Origin of the sequence: Planktotalea sp., from assembly GCF_050633725.1 — a bacterium.
Taxonomy (GTDB): domain Bacteria; phylum Pseudomonadota; class Alphaproteobacteria; order Rhodobacterales; family Rhodobacteraceae; genus Planktotalea.
The window spans coordinates 31575-47654 of the sequence record NZ_JBOEHB010000028.1; the positions used below are offsets into that span (position 1 = coordinate 31575).

The 16080-nt window shown below is 54.8% G+C and carries 9 protein-coding genes; 5 read left to right on the plus strand and 4 right to left on the minus strand.

Going from position 1 to position 16080, the window contains the following annotated elements:
* Positions 1 to 81: 81 nt before the first annotated feature.
* Both ACRBCU_RS17260 and ACRBCU_RS17265 read right to left on the minus strand, forming a co-directional pair.
* Positions 82 to 3681 carry an efflux RND transporter permease subunit gene (locus ACRBCU_RS17260; protein WP_431366636.1) on the minus strand — a complete coding sequence of 1200 codons (3600 nt, stop codon included), beginning with the start codon at positions 3679 to 3681 and terminating at the stop codon, positions 82 to 84.
* Positions 3678 to 4913: an efflux RND transporter periplasmic adaptor subunit gene (locus tag ACRBCU_RS17265; RefSeq protein WP_431366637.1), complete on the minus strand. Its 1236-nt coding sequence runs from the start codon at positions 4911 to 4913 to the stop codon at positions 3678 to 3680. The genes ACRBCU_RS17260 and ACRBCU_RS17265 overlap by 4 nt, the downstream gene beginning before the upstream one ends.
* Positions 4914 to 5167: 254 nt before the next feature.
* Here ACRBCU_RS17265 and ACRBCU_RS17270 point away from each other — a divergent pair, with 254 nt between their 5' ends.
* The 4 genes from ACRBCU_RS17270 to ACRBCU_RS17285 all read left to right on the plus strand — a co-directional run bounded on the left by ACRBCU_RS17270 (position 5168) and on the right by ACRBCU_RS17285 (position 10084).
* Positions 5168 to 5842 (plus strand): tetratricopeptide repeat protein, encoded by a 675-nt coding sequence (locus ACRBCU_RS17270; RefSeq protein ID WP_431366638.1) that lies wholly within the window; start codon positions 5168 to 5170, stop codon positions 5840 to 5842.
* A 58-nt stretch (positions 5843 to 5900) separates the two neighbouring features.
* On the plus strand, positions 5901 to 7223 hold the full coding sequence (locus ACRBCU_RS17275; RefSeq protein WP_431366639.1) for a PQQ-binding-like beta-propeller repeat protein: 1323 nt from the start codon (positions 5901 to 5903) through the stop codon (positions 7221 to 7223).
* A 95-nt stretch (positions 7224 to 7318) separates the two neighbouring features.
* Positions 7319 to 8785: a ribosome biogenesis GTPase Der gene (gene der, locus ACRBCU_RS17280; protein WP_431366640.1), complete on the plus strand. Its 1467-nt coding sequence runs from the start codon at positions 7319 to 7321 to the stop codon at positions 8783 to 8785.
* Positions 8786 to 8869: 84 nt separating this feature from the next.
* On the plus strand, positions 8870 to 10084 hold the full coding sequence (locus ACRBCU_RS17285) for a DUF2235 domain-containing protein (RefSeq protein ID WP_431366641.1): 1215 nt from the start codon (positions 8870 to 8872) through the stop codon (positions 10082 to 10084).
* Here ACRBCU_RS17285 and serS read toward each other — a convergent pair.
* Positions 10081 to 11373 (minus strand): serine--tRNA ligase, encoded by a 1293-nt coding sequence (gene serS / locus ACRBCU_RS17290; protein WP_431366642.1) that lies wholly within the window; start codon positions 11371 to 11373, stop codon positions 10081 to 10083. The genes ACRBCU_RS17285 and serS overlap by 4 nt on opposite strands.
* Positions 11374 to 11539: 166 nt before the next feature.
* Complete coding sequence (locus tag ACRBCU_RS17295) at positions 11540 to 12442, minus strand: LysR family transcriptional regulator (protein ID WP_431366643.1); 903 nt, start codon at positions 12440 to 12442, stop codon at positions 11540 to 11542.
* A gap of 168 nt (positions 12443 to 12610) precedes the next feature.
* On the opposite strand from ACRBCU_RS17295, the gene ACRBCU_RS17300 reads away from it, so the two are divergent.
* Positions 12611 to 16012, plus strand: a complete 3402-nt coding sequence (locus tag ACRBCU_RS17300) for an indolepyruvate ferredoxin oxidoreductase family protein (protein ID WP_431366644.1) — start codon at positions 12611 to 12613, stop codon at positions 16010 to 16012.
* Positions 16013 to 16080: the final 68 nt, after the last annotated feature.

Genomic DNA, 16080 nt, shown 5'->3' on the forward strand with positions numbered 1-16080 from the left:
TCAGCTCTCAGAGTGGATCTCTATTACGGGCAAAGGGGCATTTGCCGTATGGTGCGTGGTATCACGCACCCTACTTTGACGTCATTCTGCGGCCTTAAGCGCGGACACCATACTAGGGGACAGTTCTGCTTCCGGCGCATATTCTCGTTCGGGATCGATGTCTTCTTCCCACAAAATCGTTGGCGATTTGATCCTGCGCGCCTCACGTTGAAGAGCCCAGTCACGTGCAGCGACGCTTGATCGCCCCAGTGACAGCTTAGCAAGAAGACGCGCAAGCCAATGCAGATATGTTGTCGCCCAAACACGTAGTGCAAGCATTGAGGGGGTGAAGACCAATGTCAGCACTGTCGCAATCCCAAGGCCAAAGACGACCGCAGTTGCCAGTTGCTTCCACCAAAGCGATGTCGGGCTATCAACCGAATAGCCCCCCGCGATAAAGTCAAGGCTAAGGCCGAACATCATGGGGGCGAGACCCGCCATTGTTGTGATCGTTGTGAGAAGAACAGGGCGAATGCGATCTTCTGCGGTGCGCACAATGGCTTCTATCCGTGGCATGTAGCGTGAATAGTCTTGGTAGGTGTCGATCAGAACAATGTTGTTGTTCACCACGATTCCTGCCAGTGCAACGATGCCTGTGCCCGTCATAATGATCGAAAAGGCTTGATCCATAACCAGCATCCCGATCAGTACACCAGCGGTGGACAGAACCACAGCAAGCAGAACAAGAACCGAGTTATAGAAACTGTTGAACTGCGCCAAAAGAATGATGAACATCAACCCGAGCGCGCCTGCAAAGGCGGAGGACAAGAATTGCTGGCTTTCAGCTTCTTCTTCCTGATCACCGGACCATTCCCAATCGATACCAGTAGGTAGCGGATCGGTTTCCAGCCATTCTGTGAGCGCCGCGCGGCGCTCATTTGCGTTGATGGCGATGCTTTTCTCGGTGCCATCTTCGGTAATCTCGGTCTTTGTGAGCCCGTCTTTGACTGCGGCCTTCACATCGAAATAGCGTTTTTGATCAATGCGATTGATTTCGGCGAGCTTTTTCACAGGTTTGCGCGTGATGAAATTGCTTAAAGGAACCAAGCCGTCTTGTGTGCGCACTTTGAGAGAATCCAGTGTGCTGAGCACGCGATCTTCTTCCGGCAAGCGCACGCGAATTTCGATTTCTTCGTCAGAGCTATCAACCCGCATCGTATCAAGCAGAATGCCACGGGTCACAAGCTGCACCATGCCGCCAACAGTTGCGACGTCCGCGCCATAGCGGCCTGCCTTTTCGACATCCACGTCGATCTGCCAATCAATGCCGGGCAGGGGGCGTGTATCTTCGATAAGCGTTAGCCCTTCGGTGCTATCGAACTTATTGCGCGCGATCGCGGTTGCGTTCAGCAGATCATCCCAGTTTTCGCCTTTTAGGCGCAGATGCACAGGTTTGCCCGAGGCAGGGCCACGTTCCTGCGCGAGAATTTCGATTTCGATCCCCGGGATCAGTGAAAGCTGCTCTGTGAGTTCGGCAAGAACCAGATCACCGTCGAGTTCAGGCTGATCGCGTCGGTCTTCCCACGCGATTGTCTCGAACTGAACTTGCCCGATTGTATCCTTTGGCACCGAGGCACCAGAGGCATCGGTGTTCAGCCCGCCTTCGCCCGCAAAGGCAAATGCGCTTTTCACGCCGGGGTGTTGCAGCACGATTTCTTCGGCTTGCGCCACAAGCACGTCCTTTTCATCAAGCGAAAGATTGCCGCGCGCAAGAACGTATACGATTCCTTGTTCTGGTTCGCTTTCGACAAAGAACTCAACGCCGTTATTGTTCTCGCCAAAATAACTAAAGGTGCTCATCACGAAGAGACCAACCGCGCCAATGGTCACGATTGGCATGATCGGATTGCCCGTGACCAGTTTGATGAACATACCAAAGAGCGTCCGCCTGTGGCCCGCTTTGATCTTGCGTTTGCGTCGCTCTATTTTCGCCGCGCCGAGCGTGACAGAGGCCGCAAAGGCGGCAAAGAGAAACAGTGCAATGCCAGGCAAAGCACCGACGAAACCATCGGCGATAGGTGTGCCGCCAAACAGGTAGCCAGGGTTCAAGGTCTGCATTGCGCCTAAGAACACGCCATAAAGCGCGATTGGGACGAGCAGAGCGCGCACGAACCAAGGCGTGCTTGCGCGCAAGGCATCAGATGTGTTGCCAAAGAGCCGGCTCAGGCGGCCAGTAACGCCGCCCATGACTGGCAAATAAACAAGTGCCACAATCAGAGATGCCGACAGAACAAAGATCAGTGTGATCGGTAACATGCCCATGAATTGGCCAGGGACGCCGGGCCAGAACAGCATTGGCAAAAAGGCACAAAGCGTCGTTGCTGTTGAGGACACGATTGGCCAGAACATCCGCTTGGCGGCTTCGACATAGGCATGCATCGGGCCAGAGCCCTGCGAGATCCGTTTGTCCGCGTATTCTACAACCACGATCGCGCCATCGACCAACATGCCGACAGCCAGAATTAAGCCGAACATAACGATGTTCGAGATGGTGACGCCCATGACAGCGAGGAATGCAAAGCACAACAGGAACGACGTTGGAATCGCAAAGCCGACAAGCAACGCAGGGCGCGTACCTAGCGCGGCGAGGACAACGATCATCACAAGCGCGATCGCCGTTAGAACAGAGCCTTCGAGCTGGCTTACCATCGAGCCAACTGTGCGCGATTGATCGTTTGAGGTTCCAACATCGACAGAGGCTTGCAGCGCATCGGGCCACTCTGCGCGGGCCTCTTCAACCGTTGCTTTGACCAAGGCCGCTGTATCAATGAGGTTAAAGCCTTTGCGCTTAACGACTTGCAAAGCAACCGATGTTTCGCCGTTGAAGCGCGCGGTGCCTTTGCGATCTTCAAAGGTCAGACTGATTTCTGCAAGATCACCCAAAGTTACAACGCGATCGCCGTTTCTTTTAACCGGCAATGCATAGATATCGCGTTCATCATCAAAGGAAGAGGGGATCTTAACCGCGAAAGACCCCTGCGCTGTTTCAACTTCACCTGCCGCGATCAATTGGTTGTTGTTTTGCACCACATTGATCAACTCACCCGCGGTCACATTGTAGGATTCTAGGCGCAAAGGATCGATCAGTACCTCGACCATTTCGTCGCGAATACCAGCGATGCCAGCTTCGAGAACCGCATCGAGCGCTTCAATGCGATCTTGCAAATCTTTGGCAACGATGGACATCGTTCGCTCTGGCACTTTGCCTGTCAGATTAACAATGATGATTGGGAATTCAGAGAAATTGATTTCATTAATCGAATAGTTCTCGGCACCTGTCGGAAACTTTCCCTCTGCCGCATTCATAGAATCGCGCACATCCGCCATGACTTTGGTTTTGTCCCAACCAAATTCGAACTCCAGTGCGATTCCTGCATAACCTTCGGCAGCAGTGCCTGAGATGGATTTCAAGCCATCAAGATCGGCCAGTTCTGTTTCCATCGGTTTAACCAGCAATGTTTCGCTGTCCGCCGCAGAAATTCCGGGGAAGGGCACCGAGACAAAGAGCGCTGGAATTTCGATATCCGGCTCACCTTCTTTGGGAAGGCTCCAATAGGCAAAACCCCCAACCAAAAGGGTGAGGGCAATAAAGGCGAGGACCATTCGGGCGCGTTCGGCGGCCCAATCGACGATACCGGTCATTGATCAGGCTCCTTGTAAGTCGCGTCGACTGGGACGCCGTCGATGACGTATTCTTGTCCGATTGATATGACGTTTGCCTGTTCTGGCAGGCCTTCGACCCAAACGCCTTCGGCAGTATCGCGCAATAGTTTCAGATTAACGAATTTCGACTTGGAATTTTCATCAACCGTTCGCACGCCAAGATCGCCATCGTCGTTCAGTGTGAGGGCGGATTGCGGAAGCAGATGTGCCTTGGCACCGTCTGCTGCAATAATGATTTCTGCGGTTTGGCCGTCTCGGATCGCTAAATCTGCGTTTGCTACGTTGATTTCCACGCGGAAAGTGCGCGTCGTTGTATCGGCAGCGCGTGATAGGAACGTCACGCGCCCCTGAATTTCGCGTCCACCTGAAAGGCGTGCGCTTGCCAAAGCACCAATCTCAACGCGGTCCACTTCGGTTTCTGGAACGAAGCCAACTACTTTGATCGGGTCTAGCTGAAGGATCGTCGCGCAAAGCCCACCCGGTTGGAGCAAGCTGCCCAGTTCCGAAGTATCAGTTTCCAGTAATCCCTCAAAAGGTGCCGTGATTTGAAGACGTTCTATGTCTTTTTCGACAGCTGCTATTGCGGCTTCAGCGCTTTGGATTCCTGCGCCGGTGGTTTGCAATCCACTTTTTGCAGCGGCGACAGAAGCTTCAGCCGCGCGCACTGCCGCTTGGGTGGATGCAACGCGCGTTTCGGATGCAAAGCCGCCTTGGCTGAGTTTGGATGCGGCGTTGTCGTTGATTTTGGCCTCATCAAGACGCGCCATGGCTTCATCAAGGCGTGCTTGAGTTTCTGGAACACGTGCCTTTGCTTCGGCAAGACGCGCCTGCGCTTCCGCAAGGGACGCATCGCGCGTACCCGGATCGAGCTGGCACAGGAGTTGCCCTTGATTGACAAAGCTTCCTTTGCGCAAGGGTTCTGAAATCACTTGGCCCGAGGTTTCTGCACGAACTTCAACCATCCGCGCCGCCTCTGTCTGGCCGCGCAAGACAACGGCACTGTCGATTTGTTGCGCTTCGGATTTGATTGCGACCACGCGAATTGCTTTTTCTACTTCTTCGCCAGCTTCGCTACTGTCTTTTGCGTCTTCCGTTTGAACGTTTTCACTATCGGTGCCTTGTGCAAACGCCAAAAGAGCATCGCGTTCGAAGACCAAAGCGTAGAGAAAAGCCGTCACCAAAACTGCGGTGATCAGGGGAATGATTTTCATCTAAGTGTCTTTCCTCAATTAGGTCAATTGAATTGACCAATAAAAACGTCTTTGCTCGACATAAGCATCCTGCATCAAAGTGCAATCATCTTAGTTCAAAAATCTGAACTCACGAGTTCAAAATAGCGTTTTGAAACTATAACAGCAATCGAACAATGTGCGCTAAAGTGCGCGCATCACATGGCAAGGGTGTGACGAGCCCTTGGCAGGGCTGTGACATCGCGATATGAGAGGCAAAAAGTAGGGGCTAAAGCGTGAGCGATACCGACAGTTTTATTGAAGAAGTGTCCGAAGAGGTCCGCAGAGACCGCTTGTTCGGACTGATGCGCCGTTATGGCTGGATTGCGATCGTTGCTGTTTTGGCATTGGTCGGGGGCACCGCCTACGACGCTTATAGCAAATCTCAAGCACGCAACGCAGCGGAATCGGCCGGGGATTCAATTCTTTCTGCTCTTGAAGCCGATGAACCTTCTGCCCGCGTTGAGGCCTTGGATGCGCTTGGCAAGCAAGACATTACACAAGGTGCCAAAGCTGTTGTTGCATTGCTGCAAGCGGCAGAGCAGGGTGCGGATGGCGATCCTGCAGGTGCGCAAGCGGCGCTGGAAAGCATTGCGGTTGATGGCAGTTTGCCTGAAATCTATCGCCAGATTGCATCGTTCAAAGCGGCCAGCCAAGCGGATGGCACTTTGAGTGCGCAAGATCGCCGCATTCGTTTTGACGCGCTAAGCGCTCCGGGCAATGCACTGCGCTTATTGGCGGTTGAGCAACTGGCACTGATCGATATCGAAGAGGGTGACACCGAAGCTGCGCTTGAAAAGCTGCAAGGCATCATGGTGGACGCCGAAGTGACAGACGGCTTGCGTCAACGCGCAACGCAACTCATTATTGCGCTAGGCGCAGAGCCGGATACTCTAGCACAACAAGGTTAGAGCGCATCAACAAAGGCCCGCATGAGATGGGCTGCACTATCAAAGGGGGCTTTGAGCAGTGACGACAGTAAAGTGGATAACAGCGGGTTTGACAGCATCAATGCTGATTGGCTGCGCTGAAGAAGACATCATCTTGCCGGGTAAGCGCGAAGATTTGCGCGCGCCGTTTGGTGAGGTTTCGAATGACATTGTGAAGACGGAAAACGTCGCACAGAAGATTTCGCTTCCAAAGCAAAAGAGCAACGCCAACTGGACCCATCGCATCGGCAGTCCAGCGACGCGCACGGCGCACCCTGCGTTGGCGTCGCAACTGACAGGTGTTCAATGGTCAACGCCGATCGGGGAAGGCGATAGTCGCCGCCACCGTATAACGGCAGATCCTATTGTTGCAGACGGGCGCATCTTTGTGATGGATGCGAAAAGCACGGTGACTGCAGTCGCGCTCAGCGGCGAGCCGCTTTGGTCTGTGAACTTAACGCCAGCACGCGACAAAGAGAATGACGCAGGCGGCGGTGGTTTGGCCTATGGAGATGGCAAGCTTATAGTTTCCTCCGGTTTCGGTAAGCTGCGCGCGCTCGATCCTGCAAGCGGTGCAGAACTCTGGTTGCAAGACTTGGATGCACCTGCAACAGGCACTCCAAGTATTTCTCGCGGATTGGTGTATGTGGTCTCTGGTGACAACATTGCTTGGGCTGTTAACGCCGACACGGGCCGTGTCGAATGGCAGCTTGATGGTGCGTCGGATGTCTCAAACGTATCGGGTGGTCCTGCACCTGCTGTTGGGGATGACCTTGTTGTCTTCGCCTTTGGCTCTGGCGAAATGCAAGCGGCGTTCCGCAAAGGTGGCTTGCGCCGCTGGGATGCAACGGTCGCAGGTCAACGTCGCGGCATTGCTGCAAGCACGATCAGCGACATCACAGGCGATCCTGTTATCGCTGGCAACACGATCTATGCCGGAAGCTACTCTGGTCGCATCGTCGCGCTAAACGCTGACAGCGGCGCGCGTTTGTGGACAGCAAAAGACGGTGCACTTGGGCCAGTTTGGCCTGCGGGCGGTTCGATTTTTGCTGTGACAGATCGCAATGAATTGGTTCGCCTTGATGGCGAAACCGGCGAGCGGATTTGGGGCACGCGTTTGCCGTTCTTTGTTAAAGAAGATCGTCGTCGCCGCGTCGAAATTGTTGCGCACTATGGACCGATCATTGCCGGTGGGCGCGTTATCGTCGGCTCTAACGATGGCTTGATCCGCAGTTTTGATCCCGTCACAGGCGCGCAGGTCAGCGCGGTTGAAGTGCCTGGTGGTGCCTCTACCAATCCTGTTGTTGCAGGAAATACCCTCTATGTGGTCTCGCGCTCTGGCGTGCTACACGCGCTGCGCTAAACGTAGGGTGCGTGGTTTCGCGCACCCACATGACCTCTTTCGCGTAGATGCGTTTTGGGGTAGAGCGGCCATCTGATCCTATTTTGGAGCTTGAAATGAGCTTTACCCTTGCCATCGTGGGCCGCCCGAATGTGGGCAAATCCACGCTTTTCAATCGCCTCGTCGGCAAACGGCTGGCTTTGGTTGATGACCAACCGGGCGTCACGCGTGATCTGCGCGAGGGCGAAGCGCGCCTTGCAGACTTGCGTTTTACCGTCATCGACACGGCAGGTCTGGAAGAAGCGACGGACGAAAGCTTGCAAGGGCGCATGCGCCGACTGACCGAGCGCGCAGTTGATATGGCGGATGTCTGCCTTTTCATGATTGATGCGCGCCAAGGCGTCACGCCCGCCGATCAGGTCTTTGCCGAGATTCTGCGCAAGCGTTCCGCCCACGTGGTTCTTGCCGCGAACAAGGGCGAAGGTGCAGCAGCGGATGCAGGCGTCATCGAGGCGTATTCGTTGGGCCTTGGAGAGCCAATTCGCTTGTCGGCTGAACATGGCGAAGGGTTGAATGATCTTTATTCTCAGCTGATGCCAATTTCCGATAGTTTCGCGGAACGTGCCGCGGATCTGGCACCCGAAACCGATGTGACATTGGATGAGGATGAAGATTGGGACGAAGATGCGCCCTTTATCATGCCGACCGCAAAGAAGCCTATGCAAATTGCTGTGGTCGGTCGCCCGAATGCGGGTAAATCAACTCTGATCAACAAAATTATGGGCGATGAACGTTTGCTGACGGGCCCAGAAGCGGGCATCACGCGCGATGCGATTTCCCTGCGCACGGAATGGAACGGTACGCATATTCGCATTTTTGATACCGCAGGGATGCGCAAAAAAGCGAAGGTTCAGGATAAGCTTGAAAAACTTTCCGTTTCGGACGGCCTGCGCGCGGTAAAATTTGCCGAAGTGGTCGTTGTGCTTTTGGACGCCGCGATTCCGTTTGAGCAACAAGACCTGCGCATCGCCGATCTTGCCGAGCGCGAGGGGCGCGCGGTTGTTGTTGCGGTGAACAAATGGGACATCGAAGAAGACAAACAAGATAAGCTGCGTGATTTGCGCGAGAGTTTTGAGCGGCTATTGCCGCAGCTTCGCGGTGCGCCGCTGATTACGGTCTCTGCGAAAACTGGGCGTGGGCTGGATCGTTTGCACGATGCCATCATGCGCGCTTATGAAACTTGGAACCGGCGTATTCCAACGGCCGCTCTTAACCGCTGGCTCGCGGGTATGGTCGAAGCGCATCCGCCCCCCGCGCCAGCAGGTAAACGCATTAAGCTACGGTATATGACGCAAGCAAAGTCGCGCCCGCCCGGGTTTGTTGTGATGTGCTCGTTGCCAGACAAGATGAACGAAAGCTATTCTCGCTATCTGGTGAACGGGTTGCGCGTTGATTTTGATATGCCCGGCACTCCGATCCGACTGTATATGCGCTCGCAGAACGATGCGAACCCGTTCAAGGGCCGCAAAAAGGCTGCACCGTCGAAATTGCGCAAGCATATGAGATCACGTAAACCTGATTGATGTGCATCTACTGATTGCACTTCTTCTGGTTTCTTTCGTCTGACTCGCTAGACTGTATCTGGTCGTTAAAGAGCGGGTAGATGAATGAAGCGGATTGCGATCTTTTGTGATGGCACTTGGAATCTCGCGGATCTAAAGGATCAGCAGACAAATGTTGTGCGCCTGGCGCAGGCCGTGGAGACGACTGCGTCTGATGGCGTCAAACAGGTTCCCTTGTATATTCGCGGTGTCGGAACGGGAAGCGGGTCAAACTGGTTCGCGCGCACCAGCGACAAGTGGTTTGGCGGTGCTTTCGGTTGGGGCTTGGAGCGCAACATTGAAACGGCCTACCGTCAGTTGATTTGGCTTTATGAGCCGGGTGACGAGATTTACATCTTTGGCTTCTCACGCGGAGCGTATACAGCGCGCTCGCTTGCGGGGCTATTGCGCAAGGCGGGCATTTTGCGCCGCGCCAATGTGGATCGCGTGGGCGAAGCTATGCATCTTTATCGCACACGCGGCGAAGAGGGGCGTCCTGATGCTGAGGATGTTTTGAAAGAGCGTGAAGCCTTGTCACCCGATGTTGCGACCTCGATGACAGAATATATCAAACGCGGAGATAACCCAAAACTGTTGGAGATTTCCTTTTTGGGCGTTTGGGACACTGTGGGTAGTCTTGGTTTGCCCGGGCTGTTCGGGTTCATTTCCAAGTTGAACAATCAGAAATATGCGTTCCATGACACAGAGCTAAGTTCATCGGTGAAGTCAGCGTATCACGCCGTGGCGCTTGATGAACGTCGCAAGGCCTATCCTGCGTCTTTGTGGGGGAACTTGGACCGTTTGAACGCGCGCGCGCAACAAGGCGAGCGCCCTTATCGACAGCTTTGGTTTGCAGGGGATCATGGGGCAGTCGGCGGCGGTGGTTTGGCGCGAGGCTTGTCTGCTTATACGTTTGGCTGGATCGCTAAAGGCGCTGCCGCGCAGGGGTTGGAGATGCGGCAAGACATCTTGGATGAGGTGAAGTCGGAACGTTATGCCGGAGACACACTCTACAAAAAGAAGCAGGGTTTGATGTCGAAAGTAACACTTTTTCTAAAAGATCGCGGCGGACCGAGCAAGCCAGAGCAAGTGCATGAAAGCGTTCTTGCCAAGATTCATCTTGGAGCAGACAATCGCGAAGGGCCGTATTGTCCCGGTAGTCTTGCCAAAGTGTGGAACGACTTGCCGGGATTATTGCCGCCACATCCTAACGCTGCTTCGTCACCTTCCCAAAGTGAAGATGACGAAGGCAAAGTAGCGCCGCAGACGTTTTCGCCTTAGGACAGCTTTCCGTCAGCGCCAAGGGTGGTTTTACCGCCAAGGTAGGGGGCCAGAACGTCCGGCAATTTGACAGAGCCATCGCTCTGTTGACCGTTTTCCAACACCGCGATCAGGCAACGTCCAACCGCAAGGCCAGAACCGTTCAGGGTATGAACAAACTGGGGTTTGCCGCCATCATCCGGCTTAAAGCGTGCATTCATGCGGCGCGCCTGAAAGTCGCCTGTCGTGGAAACCGAACTGATTTCGCGGTATGTGTTCTGGCCGGGCAGCCATGCTTCGATGTCAAACGTTCGGCGCGCACCAAAGCCCATATCACCTGTGCAGAGCAGGACGGTGCGATACGGAACGCCAAGCGCTTCCAAAAGGCTTTCTGCGCAGGCGAGCATACGTTTTTGTTCTGCGTCGCTTTCGTCAGGATGGGTGACAGAGACCATCTCAACCTTTTCAAACTGGTGCTGACGCAACATGCCAGATGTGTCACGCCCTGCGCTGCCTGCTTCAGAGCGGAAGCAAAGCGTGTGCGCGGTCATGCGGATCGGAAGATCCTTTTGCGCCAGAACGTCGCCCGCAACAGAAAAGGTAAGCGGCACTTCGGATGTTGGCACAAGCCACCAACCGTTAGTGGTCTGATAGCTGTCATCACCAAACTTGGGGAGTTTGTCCGTGCCATACATGGCTTCGTCGCGCACCAGAACTGGGCTGTTGACCTCAAGCAGATCATTCTTGTCCACATGGGTGTCGATCATGAATTGCGCCAAAGCGCGGTGGATACGGGCAACCGCGCCCTTGAGCATCACAAAACGCGCACCGGAGATTTTGGCGGCGGTGTCAAAATCCATTGAGGCAGCAACACCAGCCAATTCAAAATGTTCTTTGGCCTCAAAGTCGAAATCTGGAACCTCGCCCCAAAGTTTAACCTCAAGGTTGTCGTTTTCGTCTTCGCCCATCGGCACGTCATCTGCAGGAGAATTCGGGATACGGGCAAGCATATCGGTCAGGCGTGCGGCTTCGACTTTGGCGTCTTCGTTGAGCGCCGCAACCGCAGCTTTCTTTTCAGCCACAAGAGCGCGCAGGCGTTCGAATTCTGCTTCATCGCCAGCAGCTTTTGCTGCACCAACAAGCTTTGAGGCTTTGTTTTGCTCTGCTTGCGCTTCCTCGGCGGCTTGGATTTTACCGCGTCGCGCTGCGTCGATTTCGATCAACTGGGCCGACAAAGGGGCATCGCCGCGCCGCGCGAGGGCTGCGTCAAAAGCATCTGGGGTATCGCGGATGGCACGAATGTCATGCATGGAATCTGTCCTTGGCCAGTGTGTGTTTGCGCTTGTTTACCCGAGCCGTGGGGGAGGGTGAAGTCAGATCGCAGCGAAAGGCAAAAGATATAGCTCTCGCGCAAAGGCCAAGGGAAAACGAAGGCGCTATCAGCGCGCGACCCAAAGGGGGGGCGGCCTAAAGTGCTTAGGCACCGCTTTCTTTTTGTTGCTTGCGATAGGCAATGATTTCATCCTGAACGAAGTCGCGGAAGACGTGGATGCGTTTGGATTGACGCAGTTCTTCTGGATACGCGAGAAATACAGGCACTTCGTTCGAGCTTAGGTCAGGCAATACGCGCACCAACTCGGGGAAATCTTGCGTTACGTAATCTGGTAGCACACCGATGCCGAGGCCGTGCAAAACCGATTGCAACACGCCAAAGTAGTTGTTGACGGTCAGCATGGACGGGACATCATATGCCATAATATGCTGAATAAGCCGCAAACCTGCACCGACCTGCGCAGAGCGTGGGTTTTGACAAATCAGGCGGCGGTTCCCCATATCTTCGACATCTGTCGGCATGCCATGTTTTTCGACATATTCTGGCGATGCATAAAGCTGCATATGAACGGTCATCAAGCGCTTGCGAATGAGGTCGGCTTGGCTTGGCTCTTTCATGCGAATGGCAACGTCTGCTTCGCGCATCGGCAGATCGAGAACTTTTTCCTCGAGCATCAGATCAATTTTGAGGTCGGGGTATTTTTCGTAAAGATGCGGCAAACGCGGGGCCAACCACAGTGATCCAAAACCGGTTGTCGTCGTGACGCGCAATTCACCAAAGACTTCTTCTTCGCTGTCCTTGATCCGCGCTTCTGCCGCATCAAGGCGTTTGATCATGGATGTGGTCGCATCGAACAACAGCTCGCCTTGCTCGGTGAGAATCAGCCCACGCGCATGACGGTGAAACAAGGTCGTGTTCAGGCTTTCCTCAAGGCTGCGCACCTGACGTGAAACGGCAGATTGGGACAAATGCAGAGTGTCACCAGCATGGGTCAAGCTGCCGACATCGGCGACGGCATGAAATATTCGTAGCTTATCCCAGTCCATTTTCGGAATTTTCCTATCGAGCGAGTTGGTGTTTGCGCAATCACTTGTAGCTGAGCCCAGATAACACATCAACGTAACGTTACGGGGAATAAATTGATATACAGGTCAGCTTTTGTGACCTATATTTGATGCTAAGCTAAGTCAACGTGCGCCTTGGGAGGGACACACATGAGCCTGCAGAAAACTTCTTTGAACGATAAGTTTGATCTGGAAAAAGATCAGGTGCTGATGAACGGCACGCAGGCTTTGGTGCGCCTGATGCTGATGCAGAAGGCGCGCGATGTTAAAGCGGGGCTCAATACTGCGGGTTATGTGACGGGCTATCGTGGCTCGCCGCTTGGCGCTGTGGATTTCCAAATGACGCGCGCAGCCAAGTTCCTTGGCGACGCGGATGTGAAGTTTGAAGAGGGCCTCAATGAGGATCTCGCGGCGACCGCGCTTTGGGGATCGCAGCAGGCCGAGCTACGCGGTGAAGGCAAGTTCGACGGGGTTTTCGGGCTCTGGTACGGCAAAGGTCCGGGCGTGGATCGCACAGGAGATGTGATGCGCCACGCCAACATGGCGGGCACTTCGGCGAACGGCGGTGTGCTGATGGCCATGGGTGATGATCACACGGGTGAATCCAGCACCGTGCTGCACCAATCCGAATTCGCAATGATCGATTCCTACATGCCTGTGGTCAGCCCTGCTGGCGTGCAGGAAATGATGGATTACGGTCTCTATGGCTATGCGCTGTCGCGGTTCGCGGGGGTCTGGGTTGGTCTCAAGACGATGAAAGACACGGTTGAGGTCACCTCGGTCGTCAATGGTGATCCGCATCGCTTGAGCTTTGTCGAGCCCGAGTTTGACGCGCCTGAGGGTGGTTTGAACATCCGCCTCGTGGATGATCGCCACCTGCAAGAGGCGCGCCTCTTGGATTACAAACGCAACGCGGCTGAGGCCTTTAGCCATGCCAATAAGATGGACAAACGGGTTTGGGGCAAAGCGGGGGCCAAGATCGGCTTTGTTGCCGCTGGCAAGAACTGGCTGGACCTCACCCATGCGCTTTCCTTGCTCAACATTGACGAGGCCGAGGCAGAGCGCATCGGCTTGACCACGTATAAAGTCGGGCAGACCTGGCCGATGGATATGAAGGGCTTTCGCGCGTGGTCCGAAGGGCTGGACCTGATTGTTGTCGTTGAAGAAAAGCGCAAACTGATTGAGGTGCAAATCAAAGAAGCGATCTTTGATGATCGCCGTGGTCGCCGCGTTTATGGTGAAAAGCGCGAAGGCGTTGAAATGTTCCCGGTGCGCGGCGCGCTAGAGCCGATTATGATTGCGGAAAACCTCGGCTCAATCCTGACGGATGAGGGCTGCGGCACGGATGGGATCAAAGCGGGGCTTGCCACGCTCGATGAAGCGCGCCGCGCTGATAATGCGCCCCAGCTTGCAGCGCGTTTGCCGTATTTCTGCTCGGGCTGCCCGCATAACTCCTCGACCAAAGTGCCAGAGGGCAGCCGCGCCTATGCGGGCATTGGTTGTCATTTTATGGTGCAATGGATGGACCGCGATACGCTTGGATTTACCCATATGGGCGGTGAGGGCGCGAACTGGATCGGCGAGGCCCCGTTTTCGAAGCGCGAGCATGTGTTCCAGAACCTCGGCGATGGCACCTATAACCATTCGGGCATCCAAGCCATCCGCGCCGCCGTCGCGGCGGGCACGACGATGACCTATAAAATCCTTTATAATGATGCAGTTGCGATGACAGGCGGGCAGAGCAATGAGGGCGGTCTTGACGCCCCGCGCATTGCACGTGAGATCGCAGCGATGGGTGTCGAGAACCTTGTGGTGGTTTACGACGAAAAAGAAGACGTGCAGGAAAGCGCCTTCCCCAAGGGGTTCAAAATGTTCGAGCGCGCAGAAATGCCGCGTGTTCAGGAAGAGATGGCCAAGACCAAGGGCGTCTCTGTGATTCTCTACATCCAGACCTGCGCCGCCGAAAAGCGCCGCCGTCGCAAGCGCGGATTGTTCCCTGATCCCGACAAGCGCGTGTTCATCAACCCCGATGTTTGCGAGGGTTGCGGCGATTGCGGTGTGCAAAGCAACTGTGTGTCTATCGTGCCCCATGAGACGGAATTGGGCCGTAAACGCGCCATTGATCAATCAAGCTGCAACAAGGATTTTTCTTGTGTGAACGGCTTCTGTCCGTCCTTTGTGACCGTTGAAGGCGGGGCGCCGCGCAAGGCGGCCACGGCGGAGCTGACGCTGCCTGATCTGCCAATGCCGGAGCTGCCTGTCATCAACGGAACCCATAACGTCGTCATCACCGGTGTTGGCGGCACGGGGGTTGTCACCATCGGCGCGCTGCTGGCGCAAGCGGCGCAGTTGGATGGCAAGGGCGCTGGCATGATGGAAATGGCCGGCCTCGCGCAAAAGGGCGGGGCGGTGCATATTCACTGCCGCCTTGCAAACAAACCTGAAGATATTTCAGCCATTCGCGTTGCAACGGGCGAGGCCCATGCGCTGATCGGCGGCGATCTGGTGGTAAGCGCAGGGGCGGCAACGCTCGGATTAACCAAAACGGATCAAACGGGCGCAGTGGTGAACAGTCACGAGATCATCACGGGCGATTTCACCCGCAACACGGAATTCAAAATCCCGTCCGAGCAACTCTCGCTTGCACTGAGTGCGCGTTTGCGGGACCGCGTTGATCTCTTTGACGCATCAGAGCTTGCGCGCATTGTGATGGGAGATGCGATTTTTTCAAACATGTTGGTCTTCGGGGCCGCTTGGCAGCGCGGCCTTGTTCCGCTCTCGCTGGAAGCCATGCAAGAAGCGATCCGCTTGAATGGTGCAGCGGTTGAAAAGAACCTGCGGGCCTTTGAAGTCGGGCGTTGGGCGGTGCTTTATCCTGAAGATGCCGCGCAAATGAGTGCGCCAAAAGTGGTGCAATTGCCAAAAACACTAGAGGACAAAATCACGTTTCGCGCCGATCACCTGATTAAATATCAGGGCAAAGGGTTGGCGAAGCGCTATCGTAAATTGCTTGATCGCATTGAAAGCCCAAAAGTTAAGGGCGCTGCAGCGAAAGGCTACCACAAGCTGCTCGCTTACAAGGATGAATATGAGGTTGCTCGGCTGCATTTGGACACGGCTGAAAAAGCTGCGGAGCAGTTCGAGGGCGAGCTGAAATTAAGCTATCATCTTGCGCCGCCGATGCTGAGCAAAATGGGTGCAAACGGGCGTCCGATGAAAAAGCAATATGGGGCAGGCATGCAGCGCGGCTTTCGAGTGTTGGCAAAGATGAAACGCCTTCGCGGAACGCCGTTTGATCCATTTGGATATACGGCTGAGCGCAAGATGGAGCGTGCGCTGATCAAGCAATATGAACGCGATATGAAAACCGTCTTGGCAAATCTGGATGAAAATACAGAAGATGCCATTGTTGCTTTGGCTGAACTGCCCTTGGCAATTCGCGGTTTTGGTCCTGTTAAGCTGGCTAATGAGCAAAAGGCGGCGAAACGGCGCGAAGAATTGTTGAGCGTGATCAAAGCTGGTGGGCCTGATATGGCGCAGGCTGCGGAGTAAGTTGACCCAAGGGAAGAGTGTCGTCTGGTTTTAACAATTCTGGCGTAGTAGGTCGTATCAACACTGCG